A 24,693-nucleotide genomic window follows, 5' to 3' on the forward strand; every position below is an offset into this window, starting at 1 on the left:
GGCTGTTCCCGCTCCCGGGGGAAAGCTGTCGGAGGTGCGTGCGACGATGGACTTATGTCCCTGTCTGTACCGGTGTCCGCTGCTTCCGGAACCGGAGCCGGATCCCTTTCCCTGCTTTGGGAATCGAACCGGCCGTTCCGTTTAGCCCAGTCGCTGGGCATCCTCGCCCACGGGCGGAAGGATCCGGCGGTACGGATCGGCCCCGGTATTGCGTGGCTGGCGTTCTCGACGCCGGAAGGCGACGCCACTCTTGCCCTCACCGAACAGCCGGCCCCCGCACCGGGCGCCCGTGTGCTGGCCCGCGCCTGGGGACCCGGTGCGGAGGCAGCGCTGGCAGGCGTTCCGGCCCTGCTCGGGGAAAACGACGACTGGACTTCCTTCGATGACCCGGATTTCGCTGCCACCCTCCCCGCCGGGGTGGCACAGACCCGGCACCGGAACCCCGGACTGCGGCTTCCCGCGACCGGCCGGATGCTGGACAGCATTGTTCCCGTCATCCTGGAACAGAAGGTCACGGCCATGGAGGCCTATTATTCGTGGCGGTATCTGGTAGCCAGGTACGGGGCCGATGCGCCGGGTCCGGCACCGGCCGGACTCAAGGTTCCGCCCGGGGCTTCAGTCTGGCGCCGCGTCCCCAGCTGGGACTGGCACCGCGCAGGGGTGGATCTGCACCGGTCCGGAACCATACTGCGGGCCTGCGCCGTCGCCTCCGGACTGGAACGCCTGGCTTCCGTTCCGCTTGGCGAGGACCTGACGGCCCGCCTGTGCTCGGTGTCCGGAATCGGTCCGTGGAGCGCTGCGGAAATTACCCAGCGCACCCATGGAGCCCCGGATTCGGTGTCCGTGGGCGACTTCCATCTGGCCGCGTATGTGGGTGACGCGCTGACCGGGCGCAGGACCGACGACGCCGGGATGCTGGCACTGCTCGAACCCTGGCGCGGGCACCGGCAGCGGGTGGTGCGGCTGCTGGTCCTCAGTGGCTTCCGCAAGCAGGCCTACGGGCCGCGGCTAACCCCGGAGGACCACCGCAACCGTTAGGGCTGTGCCGGCACCGGTGCCTCCGCCGGGCCCGTTCCCAGTTGTTCAGTGGCTTCCGCCCGCATCTGCACTTTGCGGATTTTTCCCGACACCGTCATGGGGAAACTGCCGCGCACCTGCACGTACCGCGGGATTTTGTAATGGGCCAAACGTCCGCGGCAAAACTCTGCAATGGCTGCGGCATCGGGTTCCGGAGCCCCGGGAACGGCAATGATGCAGGCCATCAGCTCCTCCCCGTACCGCTCATCCGGCACACCGATCACCTGCACATCCTGAATGGACGGGTGGGAGTAGAGGAACTCCTCTATCTCACGCGGATAAATGTTCTCCCCGCCGCGGATCACCATGTCCTTGATCCGGCCTTCAATGCTGACGTACCCGTCCTCATCCATCCGGGCCAGGTCGCCGGTGTGCATCCAGCCTTCGGCGTCGACTGCTTCGGCGGTTTTCTCCGGTTCATTCCAGTATCCGGACATCACGCTGTATCCGCGGGTGCACAACTCGCCGATCTCACCCAGGGGAACCTGCTCGCCGGTGCCCGGATCCACCACCTGGGTCTCCAGATGCGGCATGGTGCGTCCCACGGTGCGTGTCTGCCGCTCCAGGGAATCTCCGCGGCGGGTCATGGTGGACACCGGAGAGGTTTCAGTCATGCCGTAGCAAATGGCCACCTCGGACATGTTCATGTCCCGGATGACCCGTTTCATAATCTCCTCCGGGCAGGGCGAGCCTGCCATGACGCCGGTGCGCAGCGAGGAGAGGTCATAATCGGCAAAATCATCCAGGGCCAGCTCGGCAATGAACATGGTGGGAACCCCGTACAGGGAGGTGGCCTGCACAGCCTCAACCGCTTCAAGTGCGGCAGCCGGGTTGAAGGTCCGGGAAGGAATGACCGTGGCCGCGCCGTGGGAGAGGGCCGCAAGGTTTCCGATCACCATGCCGAAGCAGTGGTAGAAGGGGACCGGGAGCACCACGCGGTCCCCTTCCGTGTAGCCCAGCAGTTCACCGATGAAGTAGCCGTTGTTCAGGATGTTGGAGTGCGTAAGCGTGGCCCCTTTGGGGAAGCCGGTGGTCCCGGAGGTGTACTGGATGTTGATCGGGTCCTGCGGGCGAAGCCCGGCCATGCGTTCCGCCAGGAACCCGCCTCCGGCGCGGCGACCGTCGTCGGCCAGTGCATCGAAACCGTCGCCGGCCTGCCCGGTGAGGACCACCAGCTCGGTCAGGGCTTCGGCGACGGTCAGTGTCCTGGTTGCCATGGCCTCGTAGTCGTTCCGGGGATCGCTGGGCGCGGTGAAGAGCATCCGCATTCCGCTTTGTTTCACCACGAAGTCCAGCTCGCTCTGGCGGTACGCGGGGTTCACATTGACGAGGATGACGCCGGCTTTTGCCGTGGCGTATTGGATGAGGGTCCATTCCGGGCAGTTGGGTGCCCAGATGCCCACCCGGTCTCCGGCGCGGACTCCGCGCGCGATGAGCCCGGCAGCAAGATTGTTGACGTCGCTGTTGAACTCCGCGTAGGTCCAGGTCCGCCCGGATGGAACGTCAATCAGTGCACGGGAGTCCGGATAACGCAGAGCAACCTGGTCCAGGTTCGCTCCTATGGTTTCCTGCAGGAGCGGCACCGGGGAGGGCGACGAGGCATATGAGGGCAAGGCAGGCTCCTTTGGCTGCGGGGCAATCAGTGCCCCGAACGCTATCAAGAGTTGCCTTGCGAGCAAATAGCCCCGCCGCCCGGCCGATAAGTATGGAACCGGTGTTTAGTACGGCGTGATGGCCACCCGGTACATGCTTGCCGAATCGGCACCGAACCGTTTGAGCACTGCCGTCACGGACTCTTCGTGCTCATCGTCCACGGCGACCTGGACCCGCAGCCGGTCCTCGAAGTCCATCTTCCGCTGGTCGCCGCGGAAGTTCTCCGTGCGGACCTTTCCGGAGTAGACGGCGGCATCGGCCAGTTCCATGGATCTGGCGCCGGCGAGCAGCAGAGCATCCCGCAGTCCGTCGACGCGGTCCGTGTCCACGGCTGCACTGATCAGATGGATCGGCGGATTGGGCGCGCCGTCCGTCCCGGTGCCTGCGGGCAGGCCGGTTTCCGCGCCCCGTCCGCTGGTGGTGGGCCGGGACGTTATGCCGCTGAGTGCATAGCCGGAAGCGCCCTGCTGGACGCGGTCCAGGTCATCCTGTTCCGGACCGGGCTCGCGCAGCCCCATGGTGCGGTCGATAATCACGGCGATAATCCAGCTGAGGACGAAGGAAAACAGCACCACGCAGACAACGGCCACAATCTGGTGCCAGAGCAGCACCCCGCCGCCGCCGGAGAAAACGCCGTCCTCGCTGACCGAGTTGATCGAGCTGTCGGCAAAAAAGCCCAGCAGCAGTGATCCCAGCACGCCGCCAAGGAAGTGGACAGCAATGACATCCAGTGCGTCGTCGTAGTGCAGCACGTGCTTGAGCCGCACGGCGAAGCAGCACACGCAGCCGGCAATCAACCCGATCAGAAGTGCTGCACCGGTGCCCACATAACCCGCGCACGGAGTAATGGTGGCCAGCCCCGCAACAGCTCCGGACACTGCCCCCACCAGGGTGGAGTGGCCGCTGCTCAGACGTTCCACGAGCAGCCAGGTGAGCATGGCGGCGCCGCCGGCAACATGCGTGTTGATGAGGGCCTGGGCGGCAATGTCATTGGCCTGCAGCCCGTCACCGGCATTGAACCCGAACCAGCCGAACCACAGGATTCCTGCACCAACGAGCATGATCGGCAGGTTGTTGGGAGAGGTCTTCGGATTCGGCCAGCCCCGCCTGCGGCCCACGACCAGCAGCACGGCGACGGCGGCGGCACCGGCAGATGCATGCACCACCATTCCGCCGGCCCAGTCCTGCGCGCCCAGCTGTGTCAGCCATCCCTTGGGGTTCCACAGCCAGCGCGCCACCTGCGGGTAGACGATGATGGACCAGGCAGCCAGGAAAACGGTCCACCCCGCGAACTTCAGCCGTCCCGCCGTCGCCCCGGTCAGCAGCGCCGGAGTGATAATGGCGAACATCATCTGATAGGCGACAAAAGCGAGCGCGGGGATGGTGACACCTGCGGCCACCGTGTGGAACTGGGGGGTGTCGACGTCGATCAGGGCGAACGCGTCAAACTCCCCGACCAGGGAGTTCCCCTGGTTGCTGAACGCCAGCGTGTAGCCCACGAGCACCCAGGTTATCGTGATGATGCCCATCGGAATGATGTTCTGCATCATCATGGTCAGGACGTTGCGGACCGGAACCATGCCGCCGTAGAAGAGCGCCAGCCCGGGGGTCATGAACAGGACAAGTCCCGCGCATATGAGGACCCAGGCGGTATCCGCGCCGTTCACGGCCGGCCGTCCCGGTGAAATGCGGCCCCGTTGCATGCACTCTGCATGCGGGCACTGCGGTGAATTACTCGATCATCGTGAGGAGGTGGAGCGGCGGGCTTGCAAATGGACATGACATCCCCGTTTCCGGCTCTGCATCAGGTGAGTGAGGCACCGGAACCGCAGGCTCTGCTGGTCCCGGCGCATTGAGCTTACTTCCGGGCGCAAAGCCAGGAGAAGGCAACTCAGCACTGGGCGCACCCAAAGGGCCGAAACCGTACCGGCTTCGGCCCTTCAGACTTCTCCGGCAGCAGGCACTGCCAAACCCGAGGTGCTGCCGCGGTTAAGCGCCCACCATTCCGTGCGGATCGATCACATACTTGCGCGCCACTCCGGAGTCGAACTCCCGGTAGGCCTCCGGGGCCTGGTCCAGGCTGATCGCCGTGGCATTCACGGCTTTGGCGATCTGCACCTTGTCATGCAGGATGGCCATCATCAGCTCCCGGTTGTACTTCATCACCGGACACTGCCCGGTGGTGAAGGACAGCGATTTCGCCCAGCCGGTGCCCAGGTCAAGGCTCAGCGACCCCTTCTGCGCCGCCTCATCCACCCCGCCGGGATCGCCGGTCACGTAGAGCCCCGGAATGCCCAGTGCGCCGCCGGCAGCAGTGATGTCCATCAGGGAGTTCAGCACCGTGGCCGGGGCTTCCGTGGCCGAGCCGTGGCCGTGTCCGCGCGCCTCGAACCCGACGGCGTCCACGGCACAGTCCACTTCTGGAACGCCCAGAAGCTGTTCGATCTGATCCTTTGGATCCCCGAGGGAGACGTCCACCGTCTCGCAGCCGAAACTGCGCGCCTGCGCCAGACGCTCCTGGTTGAGGTCACCGACGATAACGACGGCGGCGCCCAGCAGCTGCGCTCCGGCAGCCGCGGCCAGGCCCACCGGCCCTGCACCGGCGATATAGACGGTGGAGCCCACCCCTACCCCGGCGGTGACAGCACCGTGGTAACCGGTGGGGAAGATGTCCGAGAGCATGGTCAGGTCCAGGATCTTCTCCATGGCCTGGTCCTTGTCCGGGAACCGCAGGAGGTTCCAGTCCGCATACGGAACGAGCACATACTCGGACTGGCCGCCCACCCAGCCGCCCATGTCCACATATCCGTAGGCGCTGCCGGGCCGGTCCGGATTCACGTTCAGGCAGATTCCGGTTTTCCGTTCCTTGCAGTTCTTGCAGCGTCCGCAGGAAATGTTGAAAGGAACCGATACCAGGTCTCCCACCGAGTGGAATTCCACGTCCGGTCCGGTTTCCACGATCTCCCCGGTAATTTCGTGTCCCAGGATCAGGTTGGGAGGTGCGGTGGTGCGGCCGCGCACCATGTGCTGGTCCGATCCGCAGATGTTGGAGGTCACCACCTTCAGGATGGCGCCGTGCGGCACTTTGCGTCCCACGTTGGCGGGATTCACTCCGGGCCCGTCCCGGAGCTCAAATGTTGGGTAGTCGATGTCCTGCACTTCCACGACACCGGGTTCGATGTAGGCAACTCCGCGGTTTCCGCTCATGGGTCTTGGCCTCGTCCTATCGTCGTTGATATGAACCCCGCGGCAGCCTCGGATGCCGGCATGGTGCACCGGCCCAGGCGGCTCCGCTCAGGGTGCGTCCGAGCCTACAACTCCCATGGGTCCGGGAACAGAGTGGCGCAGACGCAATAAAAAAGCCGCGGAGGCTCCCCTGGGGGGGGGGGAACCTCCGCGGCCGGACGGCCCGCCGTCGTCGTACGGACGGTGCCGTTATTGCGGTGCCTGGTACTGCTAGTTGGCCTGTCCGTCGGAACCGGCGGCTGCCTGACCGCTCTCGGAAGCGGCAATCTGCTCGTGGACGGCCTTCATGTCCAGTCCCTTGACCGCGTCCACCAGTTCGCTGAACTGGGAGGCGTTCAGTGCCCCGGGCTGGGAGAAGACGAGGACCTTCTCGCGGAAAGCCATCAGCGTGGGGATGGAGGTGATGCCGGCAGCGGCTGCCAGCCCCTGCTCCTTCTCGGTGTCCACCTTTGCGAAGGTGATGTCGTCATGCTTCTGGGAAACGGCGTCGTAAACCGGCGCGAACTGCTTGCAGGGGCCGCACCAGTCTGCCCAGAAGTCCACGAACACAATGTCGTTTTCCTCAATGGTCTCGGGGAACGTTGCCTCGGTGATGTCGATAGTTGCCATCCTTCAACGCTATCCGCCGCGCTCAGAGAAGTCTCTAGCTGTTCGCTCAACGGTGAAGGCGCTCCCCCGTCGCAGGGCAAGAAAAAACCCGCCCCAACCAGTTTCCTGGTGGAGCGGGTTCTTCCCGTTCGGTGGCAGATACTGGATTCGAACCAGTGAAGGCGTTGCCAGCTGATTTACAGTCAGCCCCCTTTGGCCGCTCGGGTAATCTGCCGAACATCTTCGCGATCAACCTCTTCGCGGAAGACTGCCGCAAGCGACTGCGGCTCAAATAACTTTACAGAACTTTTGCCCAAGATACGAATCGAGACCGGAACCCCTGGTCTGCGGGCCCTAAACACCGTGCTTCGACTACAGCCCCCGGGAGATCCTGGACTGTATCTGCGCGTAGAACGAGTCGGCCTGCTGCTGTGTCACCGATCCCCAGGCAACAGCATTGGCCAGGTCCTCCCGGATACCGGAAAGGCGCTTCGCTGCGGCACCTGCTGAGGCCGCATCAACATCGCCGGTTTCCGGTGCGGCGTCGTCGAAACCCTCGACCGGTGCCAGGAAGGACCGCAGCTCGGCCGCTCCGGCAGGGGCTGCGGAAACGCCGACGCCGGTGATGGAGACGGCTGCCAGAACGGAACCGGCTGCGGCGGTGCGCAGCTTGCTCAGCTGGGTGCGGCGGCGGCCTGCTTCTGCGGGGACGTTTGCGGTGTCAGTCACCCCCATACTGTCGCCCGCCAAGATGGGACAAGTCCCGGCGTTGCCTGAGCGCAGCCTGTGAGGGCTGCCACGGATGCCCGGAGCTACTAGGCTGGGAGCAGGAGAAATACAACTACTGCAAGGAGCGCCAATGGCCAGCGAGTCATCATTTGATGTTGTGAGCAAGATCGATAAGCAGGAAGTTGCCAATGCCCTGAACCAGGCGCAGAAGGAATTGTCCCAGCGCTACGACTTCAAGGGCGTGGGCGCCGAGGTGGACTTCAGCGGGGAAAACATCCTGATGAAGGCCAACTCCGAGGAGCGCGTGAAGGCGGTCCTGGACGTCCTGCAGTCCAAGCTGGTCAAGCGCGGCATTTCGCTGAAGTCCCTCGACGCCGGAGAGCCGTTTGCTTCGGGCAAGGAATACCGGATTGAAGCCTCCATGAAGGAAGGCATCGCCCAGGACCAGGCGAAGAAGATCAACAAGATTATCCGCGATGAAGGCCCCAAGGGCGTGAACTCCCGCATCCAGGGCGACGAACTGCGTGTGACCTCCAAGTCCCGCGATGATCTTCAGGCCACCATGGCACTGCTCAAGGGCGCTGACCTGGACGTTGACCTGCAGTTCATCAACTACCGCTAGGCCTTTCGCGGTTCACCCGCCGTCCCCCGGGACCCGGTGAACCAGTGAAAGTACGACGACGGCGCCGCTCCCCTTCCGGGGTGCGGCGCCGTTGTCATGCCCGGGCCGTGCCCGGGCTCTGCAGGGTCCGCCATGAATCCTTCGTGCAGATAAGGGGCTCAACAGGGCCCACCGTGAAACCTCTGTACAGATAACGGGCTCAATAGGGACCCCCGTGAATCCTCTGTACAGATAACGGGCTCAAACTGCCCAAAAAGCTCCGAATAACCCCTTCATCTGTACTAAGGACATCTGTACTAAGGAATTTTCATAAGCCCGTTATCTGCACGAAGGATGCCTTGGGTCCGGTTTCGCTCCTAGAGCTGCACGTCTTCGCCGGCGGGGCCATCTTCGCCGTAGTCGCGCAGAGCGGTGCCGCCTACTGCTTGCCCCATCCAGGTCAGCAGTTTCCAGCTGCCGCGCGCGCCTGTGCCCTCGCCGTCGTGGCCGTCGCCGTCAACGGATTCCATCACGGCCACGCCGGTGTTGCTGAGTGCGTTCTCCACGATGAAATCCGGCGGCGTATTCGCGGCACGGGCGGTGGACCAGGCACGGATCATCGCGCCGTGGCTGACTATGACGGGGTTCGTCAGCCCGGATGCCCGCAGCTCATCGATGACGGCGTCGAACCGGTCAAAGGTTTCCCTGCCGTCGGGGCCGCCGGGCATCCGCACATCGAGGTCACCCCGGACCCAGCTGTAAATGGTCTTGAGGTAGGCGATGATGGCGTCGCGGTCATTGCGCATTTCCAACTCGCCGGCGGAGACCTCGCGCAGGCCGTCCCGCACTTCCACCGGCAAGCCCAGCGCAGCCGCCAGCGGACCGGCGGTGTGCTGGGTGCGGACCAAGTTGGAGGTGAAGATGCCGTCGATCGGCTCTCCGGCCAGAGCGTGAGGCAGGGCAGCCGCCTGGGCGAGCCCCAGCTCGGTCAACCCGGGGCCGGGCTCTGCGGTATCGAGGAAGTGCTCAACATTGGAGGGGGTCTGGCCGTGACGGATGAGGATGAGACGCATGGCCCCGAGCCTACCCGCCGACCGCCGGCTCGCCGATCCCCGGTCAGGAGTCATGCCCGGTCAGGAGCCATACCGGTCGGGAGCCGGGCGAATCGAGTGCCGCGAGTCAGCTGCCGAGCGGCCGGCCGGCCATGTTTTCCAGCCGGCGGATACGGTCGGCCATGGGCGGGTGGGTGGCCATCAACCCTCGGACCCCGTTGCGGAACGGGTTCGCGATCATCAGGTGCGACGTGTTGACCAGCCGCTGGTCAGTGTTCGGAAGCGGTGCGCGCTGAGTACCGGTTTCCAGCTTGCGCAGGGCAGAGGCGAGCGCCAGCGGATCGTCGGTGAGCTTGGCGCCGTCTTCATCGGCGTCGTATTCCCGGGTCCGGCCAATGGCCATCTGGATCAGGGAAGCCGCGAACGGAGCCAGGATCGCCATGGCAATCATGGCCAGCGGGTTGGCGTTGCGGCGGTCCCCGCCGCCGAAGAAGAGCAGGAACTGGCCCAGCGAGGTGATGACGCCGGCGATGGCAGCCGCCACGGAAGAGGTCAGGATGTCCCGGTTGTAGACGTGCATGAGCTCGTGGCCCAGAACCCCGCGCAGCTCACGTTCGTTGAGCAATGCCAGGATCCCCTGGGTGCAGCACACTGCGGCATGCTGGGGGTTGCGACCGGTGGCAAACGCGTTGGGCGCCATGGTCGGCGAGATGTACAGCCGGGGCATCGGCTGGCCGGCACGGGCGGAGAGTTCGCGCACAATCCGGTACATCTCCGGCGCCTGAGCTTCCGTCACGGGGACGGCCCGCATGGCGCGGATGGCGAGCTTGTCGCTGTTCCAATAGCTGTACGCCGTGGTAGCCAGCCCGATGAACAGAAAAATCCAGATGAAGCTGGAGCTGCCCGTTCCGCTGGAGAGCAGGGCGCCAATGCCCAGCAGTACGGCGAAGAGCACCCCGAACAGGGCTGCGGTCTTCAGTCCATTGAAATGTTGGTGCACGTGGGTGATCCTTCCTCGGCGGATCGGGGCGCAGCACTGCGGGCGACGACGACGGATCCGCGAAACATCAGTCTATCCACCGGTATCAACGCTCCACAGGGTGGGAGTGTTCCGGGCAGCCCGGGTGCCGGAAACGTGATCCGGCAAGACTGTTACGGCTCCGGATGCCGGGCGTCGTAGCAGGCGAAATTGGGTTGACTCCGGGCCAGGACAGCCACCAGCGCCACGCAGACCAGTCCACCGATGACTGCTGCCCACCCTTCGCCGAGGAAGGACGAGTCGACGCCGGCCACCAGGTCGCCGAGGCGCGGGCCGCCCGCGACCACCACCACAAAGACGCCCTGCAGCCGTCCGCGCATGGCATCCGGGGTGGCTGACTGCAGGATGGTGGAGCGGAAAACACCGCTGATCGAGTCTGCGATGCCGGCACAGCCCATGGCGACGGCGGCGGGAATCAGCCAGGCGGTGGGTTCGGCGCCGTCGTTGTGCCCGGCCATCACCACCACCACACCGAAGGCGGACACGGACAGGCCCCACGCCACCACTGACCACAGCACCGCCAGGCCCTGCCTCCGGACCGCGCCCAGCGGGCCGGAAAAGAGGCCGGCAAGGAAGGCGCCCACTGCGGTGGCGGCCAGCAGCACGCCCACCGTGGTGGCGCCCCCGCCCAGCAGGACCGCGCCGATTGCCGGGAGCAGGGCGCGGGGCTGCGCCATGACCATGGCCGCCAGGTCCACCATGAACGTCATGCGGATGTTCGGCCGGGTGGCCAGGAACCGGAAGCCCTCGAGCACTGACTTCAGTCCGGCTTTCTGGACCTCTCCGATGGGCGGCATCGGGTCCAGCCGGTACAGCGCCCACATAGCGGCGGTAAAGGTGACGACGTCGATCGTATAGGTCCAGCCGTAACCCACCCGGGCCACCAAGACCCCTGCCATCAGCGGGCCGATGGTCATGGCCAGGCCGAAGGTGATCATGCTCAGGGCATTCGCGGCCGGCAGCAGCTCCGGCCGGACCAGCCGGGGAATGATGGCACTGCGCGCGGGCTGGTTCAGGCCGCCGGCCCCGGCATTGATCGCCACCAGCGCGTAGAGCAGCCAAATGTTGCCCAGGCCGGCCCATGCCTGCGCTGCGATGCCGATGGTGGAGCCCCAGAGCAGCAACGAGGAAAAGAGGGCCACCTTGCGCCGGTCGTAGGCGTCCACGATGGATCCGCCGTACAGGCCGGCCACCACCAGGGGCACCAACCCCACCAGGCCAAGCAGCCCGACATAGAGACTGGACTGCGTCAGCGAGTAAACCTCCAGGCTGACGGCCACCAGGGTTAGCTGAGTGCCGACGGCGGAAAGCGCCGTTCCGGTCCAGAGCCGGCGGAAATCAGGGCTTTCACGCAGTGGACTGAGGTCAGCGAGGAGTCTTGGCACCCGAGCAGTCTAGACCGGCGCGGGTGCTGTTCCGGCCGCGGAAGTCCGGGGCGGGCGGCGGCTGTCTTCCGGAACCGTGCGCGTCAATAGACAGCATGCTTAGGATGGGGGAAATGCCGCTGCTGTCTTACCCGGGAGGCCAGATGTTTATTCGGAACGTTGCGGAGGGCATCCACCGCATTGAGCACGCCTACGTCAACACCTATCTTGTGGAGGACGACGGCGGACTCGCCATCATTGACGCAGGCCTGCCCGGCATGTGGCCGGAGCTGCAGCGGGCGGTCCGCGACCTCGGTTACGGTCCGGGATCGGTGAGCGCACTGGTCCTGACGCATGCGCATTTTGACCACGTGGGATCCGCGGCCCGCATTCGCAAGGAATTCCGCACACCGATCCTGGTGCACGACGACGACCGGTACATTGCCGCCCACCCCTACCGGTACGAGCATGAAAACAACCGGTTCCTGTATCCGGTCCGCTACCCCAAGGCGATTCCCTATCTGGGGGCGATGACCCTGGCCGGGGCGCTGCACGTCCGCGGTGTCACCGATGTGCACAGCTTGGACTCCGGCACCGGCGCCAGCCTTCCCGGCAAGCCCCGGGTCCTCCTCACCCCCGGTCACACCGCAGGCCATGTGGCCCTGCATTATCCGGACCGGAACGTGGTGATCTGCGGAGACTCCCTGGTGACCCTCAACCCGTACACAGGGGCAAAGGGACCGCAGATTGTTTCGGGCGCCGCCACCGCCAACAGCCCGCAGGCCCTCCGGTCCCTGGAACGGCTTGCCGAGACCGGCGCGGGCATGCTGCTGACCGGACACGGCGAGCCGTGGACGGACGGGGCGCAGTCGGCCGTGGAGCAGGCCCTGGCGCGCGGGGCGTCCTAGTTCCCGAGTCCTAGTTCCCGAGTCCTAGTTCCGGCCGCCGTCCGGTTCGCTGGGCACCGAGCCTCCGGCTGACGAGCCGTTCACCGCGTCTGCATCAAGTTCCCGCTCCAGAACCTCCAGCAGCCGGGGATCTCCGATCGGCCGGAAGTGGCCCATGGTTTCCAGCTGGACGTTCCGCGCCCCGGGAAGACGGCTGCCGCCCGGAATGTGCGGGTCAAAGCGGCTGTACACCGAGGTAATGCGGGAGTTGATGTCCCTGCTGTCCTGCAGCCGGCGCAGGAATTTGTTCCGCGGCGAGAAGGCACGGATGGACGGCGCCAGGAAGAACGTGGCGTACACCGATCCGGAGAAGGGGGTGTTGATGGCCACCATGCGCTTTACCCGGCGGCTGCCCTCCGGCAGGAGCATCAGCTCCTTTCCGATCAGCCCGCCCTTGCTGTGCGCCACCACCACGGCCCCGGTCAGGTCCCGCTCCACCAGATACTGCTGCACCAGCGCCGCCATGCGGTCGATCCGGCCGCGGTTGTAGCCCAGCGGCGCCACCGTGTGCACCGGATGGCCCTGCGCAGAGAGCGCCTCGGCCAGCGGGCGGAGGAACTGCCAGTTTTCATACACGCCCGGGATGAGGATGACCGGAGGCTTGCGGGCTCCTCCCTCCGGCGTCAGATACGCTGCGGGATCCGTCCGGAAGAGGAAACCGTTCACCTGCCAGTACCCCACGTACGCGTAGTCCACGGCCCAGGCGCGGGCGTACGTGAACCACCTGCGCCAACGCTTCGGGTTCCGTTGCCTCCGGTTCACTGCGGGAGGGCTGCTTTCCGCAGCAGCGCAGCCGTGCGCGACGGCTCGGTGAACATGCACACGTGGGCCTGCCCCGGCATTTCCACGGCAACGGCTCCCGGCCGGGCGGCGGCCAGTTCCCGCAGCCAGCGGGAGGGCACAATCGGATCACGGGTGCCGCGCACCAGGGTCACCGGCACCGTCACCTCGCCGATGCGCTCCTCCAGCCGGTGCCCCACCATCTTCGGCAGGGTTTTCAGATACCAGCGGGGACCGGCCCGCAGATAATCGGTCAGCAGGATCCAGTTGACGGCCAGGGGTTCGCGCAGGCAATCCTGGGCCAGCCGCAGTCCCTGCAGCACGGCATGGCGCTCGCCGCTGTTGATTGTGGGGCTCAGCAACACCACGGATGTGACCAGCTCCGGGGCGCAGATGGCCATTTCCGTCACTACCTGGCATCCCATCGAATGGCCCACCCACTGCGCGGAGCCGATTCCCGCAGCGCGCAGCGCCTCGCAGTTGATCCGGGCAAAGTCCGCCATTTTCAGGCCCCTGCCCGGACTCGGAGCGGAGCCAAAACCCGGCATTTCCAGGGTGTGGACCGTGGCGGTCCGCGCCAGTTCCTCCACCAGCCGGGAGTAGTAGCGTCCGGACGCTCCAATCCCGTGCACCAGCACCACGTGGTCGGCGCCGCCGCCGTAGGTGCGGATGTCGACGTCGTACTCCCCCACCTGCACCCGCTGATGGACCGACCGCATCTTGGTGCCCGCCAAAGGATTCCCCTGTCATTTGTTGCGCCGTGTCCAAATACCTGAACAAGACTAGTGTGCCACCCCGCGTCTTATTATGAATAATTCATAATAAGTGGTTAGCTGGGGGACATGACCTCAACAGCAGCCTCCGCCAAGACCACCGCCAAGTGGTCCGAAGAGCTGCGTGCCCACGGACGCCGGGTCACGAAACAGCGGCTGGCGGTCCTCACCGCCGTCGAACAGTTCCCGCATGCGGTGGCCGACGACGTCGCTTCCGCAGTGCGCACCGAGCTTCCGGACATCAGCCTGCAGTCGGTCTATGTGGTCCTGGCGGACCTGACCGAGACCGGGCTGCTGCGGAAGATTGAGCCGCCGCACTCACCGGCCCGGTACGAGACCCGTGTGGATGACAACCATCACCACGCCATCTGCACCGGCTGCGGCCGGATCGAGGACGTGGACTGCGCCGTCGGGCACGCACCCTGCCTCACACCGGAAAACACCCACGGCATGACCATCCAGATTGCGGATGTGCTCTACCGCGGACTCTGCGCCGACTGCGCAGCAAAAGCTTCCTGACTTCCCCCATCACCTGAAAGAAAGAGAGAGTATGTCGAATTTCACCACCACCCAGACCGGCACTCCGGTTGGCAGCGATGCCAACTCGCTGAGCGCCGGACCCAACGGAGCCATTGCGCTGCACGACCGTTACCTGGTCGAGAAGCTCGCCCAGTTCAACCGCGAGCGGATCCCGGAGCGCATTGTGCACGCCAAGGGCGGCGGCGCATTCGGTGAATTTGTTGTCACTGAAGATGTCTCCAAGTACACGCGTGCCGCTGTCTTCCAGCCGGGCACCGTAACGGACACCGTTCAGCGCTTCTCCTCTGTGGCCGGTGAGCAGGGCTCTCCCGACACCTGGCGCGACGTCCGCGGCTTCGCGATGCGTTTCTACACGTCCGAGGGCAACTACGACATCGTCGGCAACAACACCCCGGTGTTCTTCATCCGCGACGGCATCAAGTTCCCGGACTTCATCCACTCCCAGAAGCGCCTTCCGGGCTCCGGCCTGCGCGACGCTGACATGCAGTGGGATTTCTGGACGAACTCCCCCGAGTCCGCCCACCAGGTCACGTACCTGATGGGTGACCGCGGCATCCCGACGTCGTGGCGCGAAATGCCCGGCTTCGGCTCGCACACCTACCAGTGGATCAACGCCGCCGGCGAGCGTTTCTGGGTGAAGTACCACTTCACGTCCAACCAGGGCAACCACGAGATCAACGGTGCCGAGGCAGAGAAGATTGCCGGCGCGGATGCCGACTACTACCGCCGCGACCTGTACGAGGCCATCGCCGAAGGCAACTTCCCGTCCTGGGACCTGCACGTTCAGGTCATGCCGTACGAAGATGCCAAGACGTACCGGTTCAACCCGTTCGACCTGACCAAGGTCTGGCCGCACGCGGACTACCCGCTGATCAAGGTGGGTACCCACACCCTGAACCGCAACCCGGAGAACTTCTTCGCGCAGATCGAACAGGTTGCCCTGTCCCCCGCGAACCTGGTTCCCGGCATCGACGCCAGCCCGGACAAGATGCTGATGGCCCGCATCTTCTCCTACCCGGATGCACAGCGTTACCGCATCGGCGCCAACTACAACCAGCTTCCGGTGAACGCACCGAAGGCACCGGTTAACAACTACTCGCAGGACGGCGCCCAGCGTCACTTCTTCAACTCCCCCGAGACCCCGGTCTACGCGCCCAACACCCTGGGCGGCCCCGTAGCCGATGCCGCACGTGCCGGCGAGGGTTCCTGGGAGAGCGACGGCTCGCTGGTTCGTGCCGCCGCTACCCTGCACTCCGAGGACAGCGACTTCGGCCAGGCCGGCACGCTGTACCGCGAGGTGTTCGACGACGCCGCCAAGGAGCGTTTCCTCGAAACGATCACCGGTGCCGTCTCCGGCGTTCAGCGCCCGCACATCCGCGAAGCCGCGATCCAGTACTGGACCAACGTTGACGCGACCCTGGGCGAGAAGCTGCGCCTGAACCTGGCCTCCGGCGACACGACGCCGATCGAAAAGGCTGAGTTTGTGGGCGTTGCCGAGTAATTTCGGTTAGTTCCACACCTCCGGCTTGAGCCCGGACACTAAAGAGCGGCCGGTCCCTTCGGGGGCCGGCCGCTCTTGTCATTCCCCGAGATGGCAGAACGTGCACGTCCCAGCGCTCAGAGACGCACCTTCTGCCATGTCGCGCTGCCGGGGAGGGGCATCTCGCGCTAGCGGTTGGGCCAGTACCAGATGATCAGCATGGTCACGAGGAAACCGGTAAGGAAGTTCAGCTTCAGGAACCGCTTCCAGCCGGCGTTGGCCCGCTCGGAATCGGCATCGGAGATCCCCAGGAACGGCAGCAGATTCAGGATGTACGGCAGTGCCAGCAGTCCGCCCAGCGGCGCCGGCCAGGGGGTCAGCAGCATCAGCAGGCCGCCGGCGAGGTAGGCAGCGGCCGCAATCCGGACCACGGTTTTCGCGCCGAGCACCGTGGCGATGGAGCTGATGCCGCCTTCACGGTCCGGCACCACATCCTGCACGGCACCAAAGGCCTGGCTGGCCATGCCCCAGAGGAAGAACGCCCCCAGCACGGCCCACAATCCGGGAGTGAACACGGCTCCGGCCAGGACCAGCCCGTAGACCGCCGGTGACACAAAGTGGGTGCTGGAGGTGATCGAGTCCAGGAAGGGACGTTCCTTGAAGCGCAGCCCGGGCGCACTGTAGGCAATGACGGCAAACACGCTGATTGCCAGCACCAGCCAGGACAGCGGGCTGCCCAGCAGCACCAGCGCGATAAGGAACGGCACATTCGTGACCAGCGCAGCCCACAGGGTGACGCGGTGGAACCCGCGGTCCAGCACTGCCCCCTCGACGCCGCCCTTGCGGGGATTGTGCAGGTCCGATTCGTAGTCGAAAACGTCGTTGATCCCGTACATCGCAAGGTTGTAGGGAATCAGGAAGTACAGGGTTCCCAGCACCCAGGTCAGGTCGATCCGTCCGGTGGTGATCAGGTAGACGGCAGCAAACGGATAGGCCGTGTTCACCCAGGACAGCGGCCGGGAGGAGACCAGCAGCATCCGCAGCGTCGAGCCCGGGGTCCGGGTTGATGTGCTCACTGGTTCTCCTTGGTGTTCGCGGCTGGATCGGTGACGTTGGCTGGATCGGTGTCGTTGACTGATTTGCCGGCGGCGGCGCCGCTCTTGCCCGGCGCTCCCCGTCGGCCCAGCAGCATCCACAGCGCCGGCAGCAGCATGACCGCAGCCAGGGTGTAGGCGAAGTCTTCCAGCGGTGCGCTGCCCAGGAAGGCGCCGGAAATCCGTTCCGGGTTGTACCCAAACAGCCCGGCGGCAATCATCACGTTGTCGAAAACGGCGGTGAGGACCAGCAGGACGACGGCGGTGATCCCCAAGGCGGCCAGGACGCCCTTTCTGCCCGCTCCGGGGACGGTGCGGCGCAGCAGCGCGAGGATCAGCACCGCGGCTGCCGGAATCAGGAAGACGGCGTTCAGCGCCCAGTAGGTCACCGGTTCACGTCCTGCCGGGAGGCACGGCGCAGCACCATGGAGACCAGGCCGAACAGGACCATCGTCAGGTAGCAGAGGAAGGCCAGGAAGAAGACCTCCTCCACGGGCAGATGCGGGGCCAGGACGAGGCCGAGCATGATGGGGGTTTCACCGCGGTAGAAGATGTCCAGCCCAATGCCGCCCAGGTCCCACAGCAGGAAGAACGCCAGTCCGATGACCGTGACCAGTGCTGCCCGCCGCGCGTCAGCGAAAAAGAAGAGCTTGAGCCGGTGGTCCAGAAGCCCCATGCAGCCAATTGAGGCCAGCAGCAGGAGAAGGTAGAGAAACCCCACTACGCGCCGCTTCCCGCTGCCCGGAATGTGCCGGACTGTCCCGCACCCCGGCCGGAGCCTCGGCCCGGAACCGGCAGCTCTTCAGTGCTGGTGTCTCCGCGCAGGCGCTTGAGCACCAGCTCGGCGCTGATCAGGCACATCGGCAGGCCGATTCCCGGAAGCGTGGAACCGCCGGCGTAGAGCAGTCCGTCCACTTTGCGGCTGGCGTTGGAGCCGCGGAAGAAGGCGCTTTGCTTCAGAACGTGGGCGGGACCGAGCAGGGTCCCGCGCCAGGAGTTCAGGTCCGTGACAAAGTCCTGCGGTCCTACGGTTCTGCGGACGGTGATCCGTTCGGCGAGGTCCGGGATGTTGGCCCACTCGGAAATCTGGGCGATCACGGCGTCGGCCATCCGCTCGATCCGCTCGTCGCCGTCGCCGTCCATGCCGCCTGCGCCCAGCGACGGATCCGAGGGCACCGGCACCAGGACGAAAATGTTTTCAAACCCCTCGGGGGCGGCGTCCGGGTCCGTGGCGCTGGGCCGGCAGACATAGAGCGACGCCGGATCCGGCACGGAGGTTTCCTTGCCGAAAATCTTGCCGAAGTTCTCTTCCCAGTCCTTCGTGAAGAGCAACGTGTGGTGGGCCAGGGACGGCAGCTCTCCCCGGACGCCCAGATGCAGCAGCAACCCGCCCGGGCCCGGAATACGGTGTTTCCAGTAGCTTTCCGGGTAGGTCTGCAGGTGCTGCGGCAGCAGCGAGGTTTCCGTGTGGTGCAGATCTGCGGCGGAGACCACCAGGTCCGCGTCCAGGACCAGTGCCTGCCCGGCAACGTTGGTGTATTCGACGCCGGTGGCCCGGGCAGCGGGGCCCCGCCGGAAACGGCTCAGGCGTCTGCGGCCTGCCGGGATCGCAGCCGGCTCCGTGGTGAGGATCCGGGTAACGGTGGCATCCGTGCGGATGATGACGCCCTCCGCGGCGGCCAGGTCAGCGATGACGCTGATGAGCCGGGTGAACCCGCCCATGGGATAGAGCACGCCGTCGGCCAGGTCCAGCCTGCTCATCAGGTGATACATGCTGGGCGTGGTGAACGGGGACGAGCCCAGGAACACCGCCGGATAGCCCAGGATCTGGCGGATCCGGGGGTCCGTAAACTTTCCTGCCACAAAAGAACTCAGCGGCTGCAGCAGCAGCTGGGCCAGCCGGGGGCCGCGCTTGAGCACATCGGCGCGCAGCAGCGGCAGGAAGGAAGCGAAGGTGGAGTACAGGAAGCGCTTCTTGGCCATGTCGTACACATCCACGGCGGAATCCAGATACTTTTCCAGCTTGGCTCCGGCACCGGGCTCGAGGCTTTCAAACAGCTTGACGTTCTCGGCGCGGGTGGCGGCAATGTCCACCGGCTCCTCGGCCCCCTCAAACAGGACCCGGTAGCCGGGATCGAGCTGGACCAGGTCCAGCTGCTCATCTGCGGAGGTGCCCATCAGAGCAAAAAAGTGGTCAAAGACTTCGGGCATCAGGTACCAGGAAGGGCCGGTGTCAAAGCTAAAACCGGCGCTCTGCCAGGTCCCGGTGCGCCCGCCCGGAACCGGCTGCTTCTCCAGCACGGTAACGCTCAGGCCTTCCCTTGCCAGCAGCGCGGCGGTGGCCAGGCCGGTGATGCCGCCGCCAATGACGACGGCGGTGCGGGGCGGTGCGGGAACGGTCCTGCGGGTCATGGTTGCCTTCCGGCCTTGGTGCGGCGAAGCGCCGGGCGGCGGACGCGGTGGGTGAGGAGAACTTCGGCGGCAATGCGCAGCTTCACCGGGTTGGGCACCCGGATGCGGGTGCTGCGCAGTTCGCTGGCCGGGGTGGCGCGCAGTCGGCGGGACAGTTCGCTGAAGAGTTCCTGCGCCAGTGCGACGGCGGCGCGGGCTGACGGCGGGAGCTCGGCGATGGCAGCTCCGGAGACCAAAAGGTCCGCGTCGATGTCATCCAGCAGCCGGTGTTTGTCCGCCTCCGAAAATGACGCGACGCTGACGCCGGGAAAATAGCTGCGGCCAAGTTCGTCAAAGTCGGCGGCGAGGTCGCGGAGAAAATTGACCTTCTGGAAGGCCGATCCCAGGCGCTGGGCGCCCTCCCGCAGCCGTTTGGCGCGGTCCTCGCTGACCTCGGTGCCCTCCAGGAAGCAGAGCAGGCACATCAGGCCAATGACCTCCGCCGAGCCGTAGACGTAGTCGTCAAAGGACTCCGGGGTGTGCTCGGCGCGGAGCAGGTCCGCCCGCATGGAACGGAAGAAGGGGACCGTCAGTTCCTCGGTGATGCCGGTGCTCCGGGCCGTCTGTGCAAAGGCGTGCACCACCAGGTTCACGCTGTAGCCGGTGCGCAGGGCCTGCAGGGTGTCAGCCTCCAGCACGTCCAGCACGCGGGCCACCTCGGCCGGCGGCAGGTCGGCAGCGGCTGCCACGCCGTCCACGATTTCATCTGCGAGGCGCACCAGCGCGTAAATGCATTCAATCTGCAGCCGGGTTCCGGGCTCCAGCAGCCGCGAGGCCAGGCCAAAGGACGTGGAGTAGGAACGGATCACCACGGACGCCGTCTCCGCCGCCACTTTGTTGTAAAGCGCCAGTCCGCTTTCCGGGGCCATCACCTACCGTCCCCGGTTCACGGCGCCGGCGACGATGCGTTCCAGCACCAGGCGCAGCGACGGCGGAATGGACGGGCAGTCCAGGTGTGACCGGGCGCGGTCTGCATATTCCTCCGCCAGGGACCGGGCATAGTCACGGGCGCCGGAGCTGATCAGCAGTTCCCGGGCACGGTCCGCTTCCTCGGCAGTCAGGTCCGGGCAGCCGATCAGGTGCGAGAGTTCCGCCCAGGCTTCTCCCCGGGCTGCATGGGCAATGAGGACGGTGCGCTTGCCTTCGCGCAGATCACTCAGGTTCGATTTCCCGGTGGCGCTCTCCTTGCCGAAAACCCCCAGCAGGTCGTCCACCAGCTGATAGGCAATCCCGGTGTCCCGGCCAAAATCACCGAGGGTGGCCACGGCGTCGTCGTCCGCTCCGGCCAGCACCGCGCCGGCCTGCAGCGGGGCTTCGAAGGAATAGACGGCCGTTTTCAGCCGCTCCATGTCCAGGATCTCGGGGATCTGCGGGGCTCCCGGGGAGAAGGAAAAGTCGACGTCGATCAGCTCGCCGGCGGCGGAAGCAAACACTGCTTCGTCGAGGATCGCAGCCAGGCGGAGCCGGGTGGCCGAATCCGTGTTCACGGTATCGAGCATCCGGAACGCTCCCACCAGCGCCAGGTCCCCGGCGATGATGCCCGCTGACATGCCGCGGTGCCGGGCCGATTCAGCCGTCTGTCCGGCGGTCTCGGCCAGGGACCGGTAGGTGCCGGAGACGTTCTGATGCCCGCGGCGCATGAAGTCCAGGTCGATGACGTCATCGTGCACGATCAGGGCGGTGTGCAGCAGTTCGAAAGCCGCACCCACTCTGGCCGCTGCCTCCGTATCGGTGCCGCCCAGATGCTGGTAGGCAGTCATCAGGATGCCCGGGCGGACCCGCTTGCCGCCGGCAGTGGATTTTTCCAGTGTTTCCCAGAGGCTAAGGTAGCTGGGACTGAGTTTGGCCGCGCGAAGCTTCGCCTGCCCAAAAAATTCCTGCAGGACACCTTCCACCTGCTCACGTCCGATGGCTGGGTCGAGCAGGGGTTCGGTCTCCATAGGTCCAGTAAACACGGTGAATATACGGAGGAGAAATGGCGCAACGCGGAGAACTGGTAGTTCTTGTGGATCCGGATGGCACGCCCGTCGGAACCCAGGAAAAATCCACGGTCCACACCACTGACACGCCCCTGCACCTGGCGTTCTCCACGCATGTCTTCAACCGAGCCGGCCAGCTGCTGGTGACCCGCCGCGCCCTGGGCAAGCTCACGTGGCCGGGAGTGTGGACCAATTCCTTCTGCGGACATCCGGGACCGGGAGAGTCGACGCAGGACGCGGTCCTGCGCCGGGCGGACCGGGAACTCGGGCTTGTCCTCACTCCGGAACAGCTCACGCTTCGGTTGCCGGACTTCCGCTACCGGGCCGTGGACGCCTCCGGCATCGTGGAGCATGAGATCTGCCCGGTCTACACGGCCGTGACAGATGCAGACCCGGTGCCGGCAGCGGATGAAGTCATGGACTGGCAGTGGGCTGACCCGCTGGCCCTCGCCGAATCCGTACGGCTGACTCCCTGGGCGTTCAGCCCCTGGCTGGTGCTGCAGCTGCCCCTGCTCTATCCGCAGGTTTTCGCAGCCGGCAACTCTTCCCTGCCGGCGTAGCGGCGCGGCCAGCGCACCCACGGAGCCTCGGCGGGCCAGTGGGCGCGCAGGGTGTGGAACGCCCGCCGGAATCGCCGGCGAAGGTTTGCCGTTCCCATCAGGGCCCGCGGCGCCATTCCCACCACAAGGGTCTGTTCAAAACGGCAGGCATACCGCTGGCCGAGGTGCAGGCTCAGGCATACGTCGTCGTGCATCTCCGGGTCATGCCGGTGCACCTCGGAGCGGACCCGTTTCCACACCGAGGTCCGAAGCGCCAGATTCGAGCCGAAAAGCGGCAGATGGCCCAGCGCCGAGCCCATCGCGAGGTAGTAGGACCCCAGATACAGCACGCTGAGAACGCCGCCCAGCGGCTTGGCGAAACCGTAGAAGGAACCCGGTCCCGAGAGCGCTCCGAGGGCCGGGGCAGCGGCAAAGGTTTCTGCTATCCGCTGAACCCAGTCCGCCGGCAGGAGGCAGTCCGCGTCACAGCGCGCAATAATATCGCCGGCCGCCGCGTCATAGCCTGCTGCCGCCGCGGCCGGGATTCCCGGCTCCGCTTCGAAGACCACACGGGCACCGAACCGGCGGGCGACGGCGGCGCTGGAATCGGTGCTGTTGTTGTCCACCACCACTACTTCATGCGGTGGAATCGTTTGCCCGGCGAGGGAGGTCAGGCAGGCTTCCAGGGCGGCCGCGTCATTCAGGCAGGGAATCACCACGCTGACTGTGGGAAGGACGGCAGACATGGGGGAAGTCTAACGCGCAGCCCTGCTTCCCCGGCACGGCACCTGCCTCACGGGCCGGCCTGCCTGCCGCCGGTGTGCGTGCTGCGATAGCGTGAGTCCATGATCGACGCACTCCTCCGCCGCCCCGCTGGTTCCGGAGAGTTCTTCGCCGACGGCGTGCGGCTGCTGTGCCTGTTCAGTCTCGCCGCTGCAGCCCTCTGGTACGGACCGGTGGATGTGGCCCTGTTCCTGCTGGTTCTGATGGGAACACTGATTTCCCGCTGCCTGGATATTTCCCGGCTCTTCGACGGCATTTACGGCCTGACCCTGCTGGCCGCGGCCTGGAGCAGCGTCCTGAATCTGTATGCGCGGGTGGGCTGGTGGGATCTTCCGGTGCATTTCGCCGCGACCGCCGTGATTGCCGCCATGACGTACTTCCTGCTGTCCCGGCTCGATGGGGTGCCTCTTCCGGCGGATCGTTCAGCGCCTGCCCGGGCACGCTTCGCGGTTCCGGTCCTGGTCCTGTCCCTGGGGCTGGCGGTGAGTGTCCTGTGGGAACTCGGCGAATGGTGGGGGCATTCCTACGTGGACTCAACCATCAACGTCGGTTACCAGGACACCATGGGTGATTTGGCTGCCGGCGGCCTTGGCGCACTCCTTGCCGGGATCGTCATGAGCGTCTCGGCGCACCGGTCCGGCGGGCCCGGCGGATCACCGCTTCAGGAGAACCCGCGGCCGCTGCGCCGTCTTCGGAGCTGACGGGGCAGCACAGGGGAAGAGCCGGCGTCGCAGTGCGGCGCCGGCTCTTGCCGTGAAATGCGTTAGGTGCGAAACCTAGTTGCGGATGTACTTCTCATGGGCTGTATGGGCACGGGCCACCTCTGCGCGGATGTCCTCGATGTCCTTCACCTTGTCCCGGTACTTCTTGTCCATCTGTGAAATTTGCCGTTCCTCCTCGCAGAGGGCGGTGTAGATGCGCTCACGTTCGCCGTCGTCGGCCGTGTAGGACAGGTCCAGATAGGCGTTGGCATGCCGGCGGGCGTTGTTGACCGCTGTTTGTGCCTTGCCCGCCGGGCTGACGAGCGAGGCGATGACGGTGATCACCAGGATGCCGACAATGACGCTGAGCGACAGTCCGGTGCTGATCTCGACAACCTCCACGTGCTGGCCGTTGTTGATGAAGCTCAGGGTGTTTTCATGCAGGGCGTGCAGCACCAGCTTCACGCCGATGAAGGCGAGGATTGCGGCCAGGCCAATGGAGAGGTAGATCAGGCGGTCCAGGAGTCCGTCGATCAGGAAGTAGAGCTGACGCAGGCCCATGAGCGAGAATGCCGTGGCGGTGAAGACAATGAATGTGCTCTGGGTCAGGCCAAAGATGGCGGGAATGGAGTCCAGGGCGAACAGGATGTCGGTTCCGCCGATGGCCACCATGACCAGCAGCATGGGGGTCAGGACCTTCTTGCCGTTTTCCATCGTGAACAGCTTGTCGCCGTCGTAATGGTCAGTGGTGGGGAGAACCCGCTTGGCGATGCGGATGATGAAGTTGTTCGCTTCATCCTTCTCACCCTCCGGCTTGAGCAGGTTTCCGGCGGTAATCAGCAGGATCAGCCCGAAGATGTAGAACACCCAGGAGAAGGAGTTGATCAGTGCTGCACCCAGGAAGATGAAGCCGGTGCGGGCAATCAGGGCAAACACGATGCCAAACAGCAGCACCTTCTGCTGGTCCTCACGCGGAACCCGGAAGCTGGCCATGATGATCAGGAAGACAAAGAGGTTGTCCACCGAGAGGGCCTTCTCGGTGATGTATCCGGCAAAGTATTCCGCACCGTCTGTGGGTCCGCTGAAAACCAGGACCATGATGCCAAAGAGGACGGCCAGGCCCACATAGATGGCGGACCAGACGGCGGCTTCCTTGAGCGTTGGAATGTGCGCCTTGCGGATGTGGAAGAAGTAATCGAAGGCCAGCAGGCCCAGAATGACGATGATCGTCACTCCCCAGATCAAGGGGGAAACAGTCATGGATATCCACTTTCGTA

General features: G+C 65.4%; 25 protein-coding genes and 1 tRNA gene. 7 read left to right on the top strand and 19 right to left on the bottom strand.

Annotation, left to right across the window (positions count from 1 at the left end):
- The first annotated feature begins 54 nt into the window (after positions 1–54).
- The gene (locus tag AC4D2Q_RS02360; protein WP_490944624.1) at positions 55–1,038 is read left to right on the top strand and encodes a DNA-3-methyladenine glycosylase family protein; all 984 of its coding nucleotides are present in this window, start codon (positions 55–57) and stop codon (positions 1,036–1,038) included.
- On the opposite strand, the gene AC4D2Q_RS02365 is transcribed toward AC4D2Q_RS02360, so the two are convergent.
- The 6 genes from AC4D2Q_RS02365 to AC4D2Q_RS02390 all read right to left on the bottom strand — a co-directional run bounded on the left by AC4D2Q_RS02365 (position 1,035) and on the right by AC4D2Q_RS02390 (position 7,293).
- Positions 1,035–2,690: an AMP-binding protein gene (locus AC4D2Q_RS02365; RefSeq protein WP_490944626.1), complete on the bottom strand. Its 1,656-nt coding sequence runs from the start codon at positions 2,688–2,690 to the stop codon at positions 1,035–1,037. The two genes, AC4D2Q_RS02360 and AC4D2Q_RS02365, sit on opposite strands and share 4 nt — an antisense overlap.
- Positions 2,691–2,795: 105 nt before the next feature.
- Positions 2,796–4,397: an ammonium transporter gene (gene amt, locus AC4D2Q_RS02370; RefSeq protein ID WP_490944628.1), complete on the bottom strand. Its 1,602-nt coding sequence runs from the start codon at positions 4,395–4,397 to the stop codon at positions 2,796–2,798.
- A gap of 322 nt (positions 4,398–4,719) precedes the next feature.
- A complete protein-coding gene (fdhA, locus tag AC4D2Q_RS02375; RefSeq protein ID WP_490926400.1) occupies positions 4,720–5,937 on the bottom strand; it encodes a formaldehyde dehydrogenase, glutathione-independent in 1,218 nt (405 codons plus the stop codon).
- Positions 5,938–6,186: 249 nt separating this feature from the next.
- A complete protein-coding gene (gene trxA, locus AC4D2Q_RS02380; protein ID WP_400931058.1) occupies positions 6,187–6,585 on the bottom strand; it encodes a thioredoxin in 399 nt (132 codons plus the stop codon).
- Between the two features lie 132 nt (positions 6,586–6,717).
- Positions 6,718–6,799: transfer RNA gene (locus tag AC4D2Q_RS02385), tRNA-Tyr, on the bottom strand.
- Positions 6,800–6,936: 137 nt separating this feature from the next.
- Positions 6,937–7,293: a hypothetical protein gene (locus tag AC4D2Q_RS02390; RefSeq protein ID WP_490944630.1), complete on the bottom strand. Its 357-nt coding sequence runs from the start codon at positions 7,291–7,293 to the stop codon at positions 6,937–6,939.
- Between the two features lie 130 nt (positions 7,294–7,423).
- Here AC4D2Q_RS02390 and AC4D2Q_RS02395 point away from each other — a divergent pair, with 130 nt between their 5' ends.
- Positions 7,424–7,915 carry a YajQ family cyclic di-GMP-binding protein gene (locus tag AC4D2Q_RS02395; RefSeq protein WP_341393307.1) on the top strand — a complete coding sequence of 164 codons (492 nt, stop codon included), beginning with the start codon at positions 7,424–7,426 and terminating at the stop codon, positions 7,913–7,915.
- Between the two features lie 356 nt (positions 7,916–8,271).
- Here the strand turns inward: AC4D2Q_RS02395 and AC4D2Q_RS02400 are convergent, their stop codons facing one another.
- The 3 genes from AC4D2Q_RS02400 to AC4D2Q_RS02410 all read right to left on the bottom strand — a co-directional run bounded on the left by AC4D2Q_RS02400 (position 8,272) and on the right by AC4D2Q_RS02410 (position 11,370).
- A complete protein-coding gene (locus tag AC4D2Q_RS02400; protein ID WP_490944632.1) occupies positions 8,272–8,967 on the bottom strand; it encodes a histidine phosphatase family protein in 696 nt (231 codons plus the stop codon).
- A 106-nt stretch (positions 8,968–9,073) separates the two neighbouring features.
- Positions 9,074–9,946 (bottom strand): zinc metalloprotease HtpX, encoded by an 873-nt coding sequence (gene htpX, locus AC4D2Q_RS02405; protein ID WP_490926397.1) that lies wholly within the window; start codon positions 9,944–9,946, stop codon positions 9,074–9,076.
- 152 nt (positions 9,947–10,098) lie between these two features.
- Positions 10,099–11,370 carry an MFS transporter gene (locus AC4D2Q_RS02410; protein WP_490944634.1) on the bottom strand — a complete coding sequence of 424 codons (1,272 nt, stop codon included), beginning with the start codon at positions 11,368–11,370 and terminating at the stop codon, positions 10,099–10,101.
- 143 nt (positions 11,371–11,513) lie between these two features.
- Here AC4D2Q_RS02410 and AC4D2Q_RS02415 point away from each other — a divergent pair, with 143 nt between their 5' ends.
- Complete coding sequence (locus AC4D2Q_RS02415; RefSeq protein WP_490944636.1) at positions 11,514–12,257, top strand: MBL fold metallo-hydrolase; 744 nt, start codon at positions 11,514–11,516, stop codon at positions 12,255–12,257.
- A gap of 24 nt (positions 12,258–12,281) precedes the next feature.
- On the opposite strand, the gene AC4D2Q_RS02420 is transcribed toward AC4D2Q_RS02415, so the two are convergent.
- Positions 12,282–13,058, bottom strand: coding sequence for an esterase/lipase family protein (locus AC4D2Q_RS02420; RefSeq protein WP_490944637.1), 777 nt, complete (start codon positions 13,056–13,058; stop codon positions 12,282–12,284).
- Complete coding sequence (locus tag AC4D2Q_RS02425) at positions 13,055–13,810, bottom strand: alpha/beta fold hydrolase (protein WP_490944639.1); 756 nt, start codon at positions 13,808–13,810, stop codon at positions 13,055–13,057. Before AC4D2Q_RS02425 ends, AC4D2Q_RS02420 begins: the two co-directional genes overlap by 4 nt.
- Positions 13,811–13,918: 108 nt before the next feature.
- Between AC4D2Q_RS02425 and AC4D2Q_RS02430 the strand changes: the two genes are divergently transcribed.
- Both AC4D2Q_RS02430 and AC4D2Q_RS02435 read left to right on the top strand, forming a co-directional pair.
- Positions 13,919–14,368: a Fur family transcriptional regulator gene (locus tag AC4D2Q_RS02430; RefSeq protein ID WP_490926392.1), complete on the top strand. Its 450-nt coding sequence runs from the start codon at positions 13,919–13,921 to the stop codon at positions 14,366–14,368.
- A gap of 31 nt (positions 14,369–14,399) precedes the next feature.
- A complete protein-coding gene (locus tag AC4D2Q_RS02435) occupies positions 14,400–15,890 on the top strand; it encodes a catalase (protein WP_490926391.1) in 1,491 nt (496 codons plus the stop codon).
- Positions 15,891–16,057: 167 nt separating this feature from the next.
- Here AC4D2Q_RS02435 and AC4D2Q_RS02440 read toward each other — a convergent pair whose 3' ends face one another.
- The 6 genes from AC4D2Q_RS02440 to AC4D2Q_RS02465 are packed head-to-tail and all read right to left on the bottom strand — an operon-like array spanning position 16,058 to position 21,354.
- The gene (locus AC4D2Q_RS02440; protein WP_490945693.1) at positions 16,058–16,906 is read right to left on the bottom strand and encodes a prenyltransferase; all 849 of its coding nucleotides are present in this window, start codon (positions 16,904–16,906) and stop codon (positions 16,058–16,060) included.
- A 35-nt stretch (positions 16,907–16,941) separates the two neighbouring features.
- The gene (locus AC4D2Q_RS02445; RefSeq protein WP_490944640.1) at positions 16,942–17,352 is read right to left on the bottom strand and encodes a lycopene cyclase domain-containing protein; all 411 of its coding nucleotides are present in this window, start codon (positions 17,350–17,352) and stop codon (positions 16,942–16,944) included.
- Complete coding sequence (locus tag AC4D2Q_RS02450) at positions 17,349–17,684, bottom strand: lycopene cyclase domain-containing protein (protein WP_490944642.1); 336 nt, start codon at positions 17,682–17,684, stop codon at positions 17,349–17,351. Before AC4D2Q_RS02450 ends, AC4D2Q_RS02445 begins: the two co-directional genes overlap by 4 nt.
- Positions 17,684–19,375 carry a phytoene desaturase family protein gene (gene crtI, locus AC4D2Q_RS02455; RefSeq protein WP_490944644.1) on the bottom strand — a complete coding sequence of 564 codons (1,692 nt, stop codon included), beginning with the start codon at positions 19,373–19,375 and terminating at the stop codon, positions 17,684–17,686. The genes AC4D2Q_RS02450 and crtI overlap by 1 nt, the downstream gene beginning before the upstream one ends.
- On the bottom strand, positions 19,372–20,283 hold the full coding sequence (locus AC4D2Q_RS02460; RefSeq protein WP_490944647.1) for a phytoene/squalene synthase family protein: 912 nt from the start codon (positions 20,281–20,283) through the stop codon (positions 19,372–19,374). The genes crtI and AC4D2Q_RS02460 overlap by 4 nt, the downstream gene beginning before the upstream one ends.
- Before the next feature lie 3 nt (positions 20,284–20,286).
- Positions 20,287–21,354: a polyprenyl synthetase family protein gene (locus AC4D2Q_RS02465; protein ID WP_490944649.1), complete on the bottom strand. Its 1,068-nt coding sequence runs from the start codon at positions 21,352–21,354 to the stop codon at positions 20,287–20,289.
- A 35-nt stretch (positions 21,355–21,389) separates the two neighbouring features.
- Here AC4D2Q_RS02465 and idi point away from each other — a divergent pair, with 35 nt between their 5' ends.
- Positions 21,390–21,953 carry an isopentenyl-diphosphate Delta-isomerase gene (gene idi, locus AC4D2Q_RS02470; protein ID WP_490944652.1) on the top strand — a complete coding sequence of 188 codons (564 nt, stop codon included), beginning with the start codon at positions 21,390–21,392 and terminating at the stop codon, positions 21,951–21,953.
- Here the strand turns inward: idi and AC4D2Q_RS02475 are convergent.
- Positions 21,908–22,678 (bottom strand): glycosyltransferase family 2 protein, encoded by a 771-nt coding sequence (locus AC4D2Q_RS02475; protein ID WP_490944653.1) that lies wholly within the window; start codon positions 22,676–22,678, stop codon positions 21,908–21,910. The two genes, idi and AC4D2Q_RS02475, sit on opposite strands and share 46 nt — an antisense overlap.
- A gap of 99 nt (positions 22,679–22,777) precedes the next feature.
- Between AC4D2Q_RS02475 and AC4D2Q_RS02480 the strand changes: the two genes are divergently transcribed.
- On the top strand, positions 22,778–23,416 hold the full coding sequence (locus tag AC4D2Q_RS02480) for a DUF2238 domain-containing protein (protein ID WP_490926383.1): 639 nt from the start codon (positions 22,778–22,780) through the stop codon (positions 23,414–23,416).
- Between the two features lie 75 nt (positions 23,417–23,491).
- Here the strand turns inward: AC4D2Q_RS02480 and AC4D2Q_RS02485 are convergent, their stop codons facing one another.
- Positions 23,492–24,676 (bottom strand): TerC family protein, encoded by a 1,185-nt coding sequence (locus AC4D2Q_RS02485; protein WP_490944655.1) that lies wholly within the window; start codon positions 24,674–24,676, stop codon positions 23,492–23,494.
- Between the last annotated feature and the right edge of the window lie 17 nt (positions 24,677–24,693).

This window comes from Arthrobacter sp. TJ-178 (assembly GCF_058269275.1).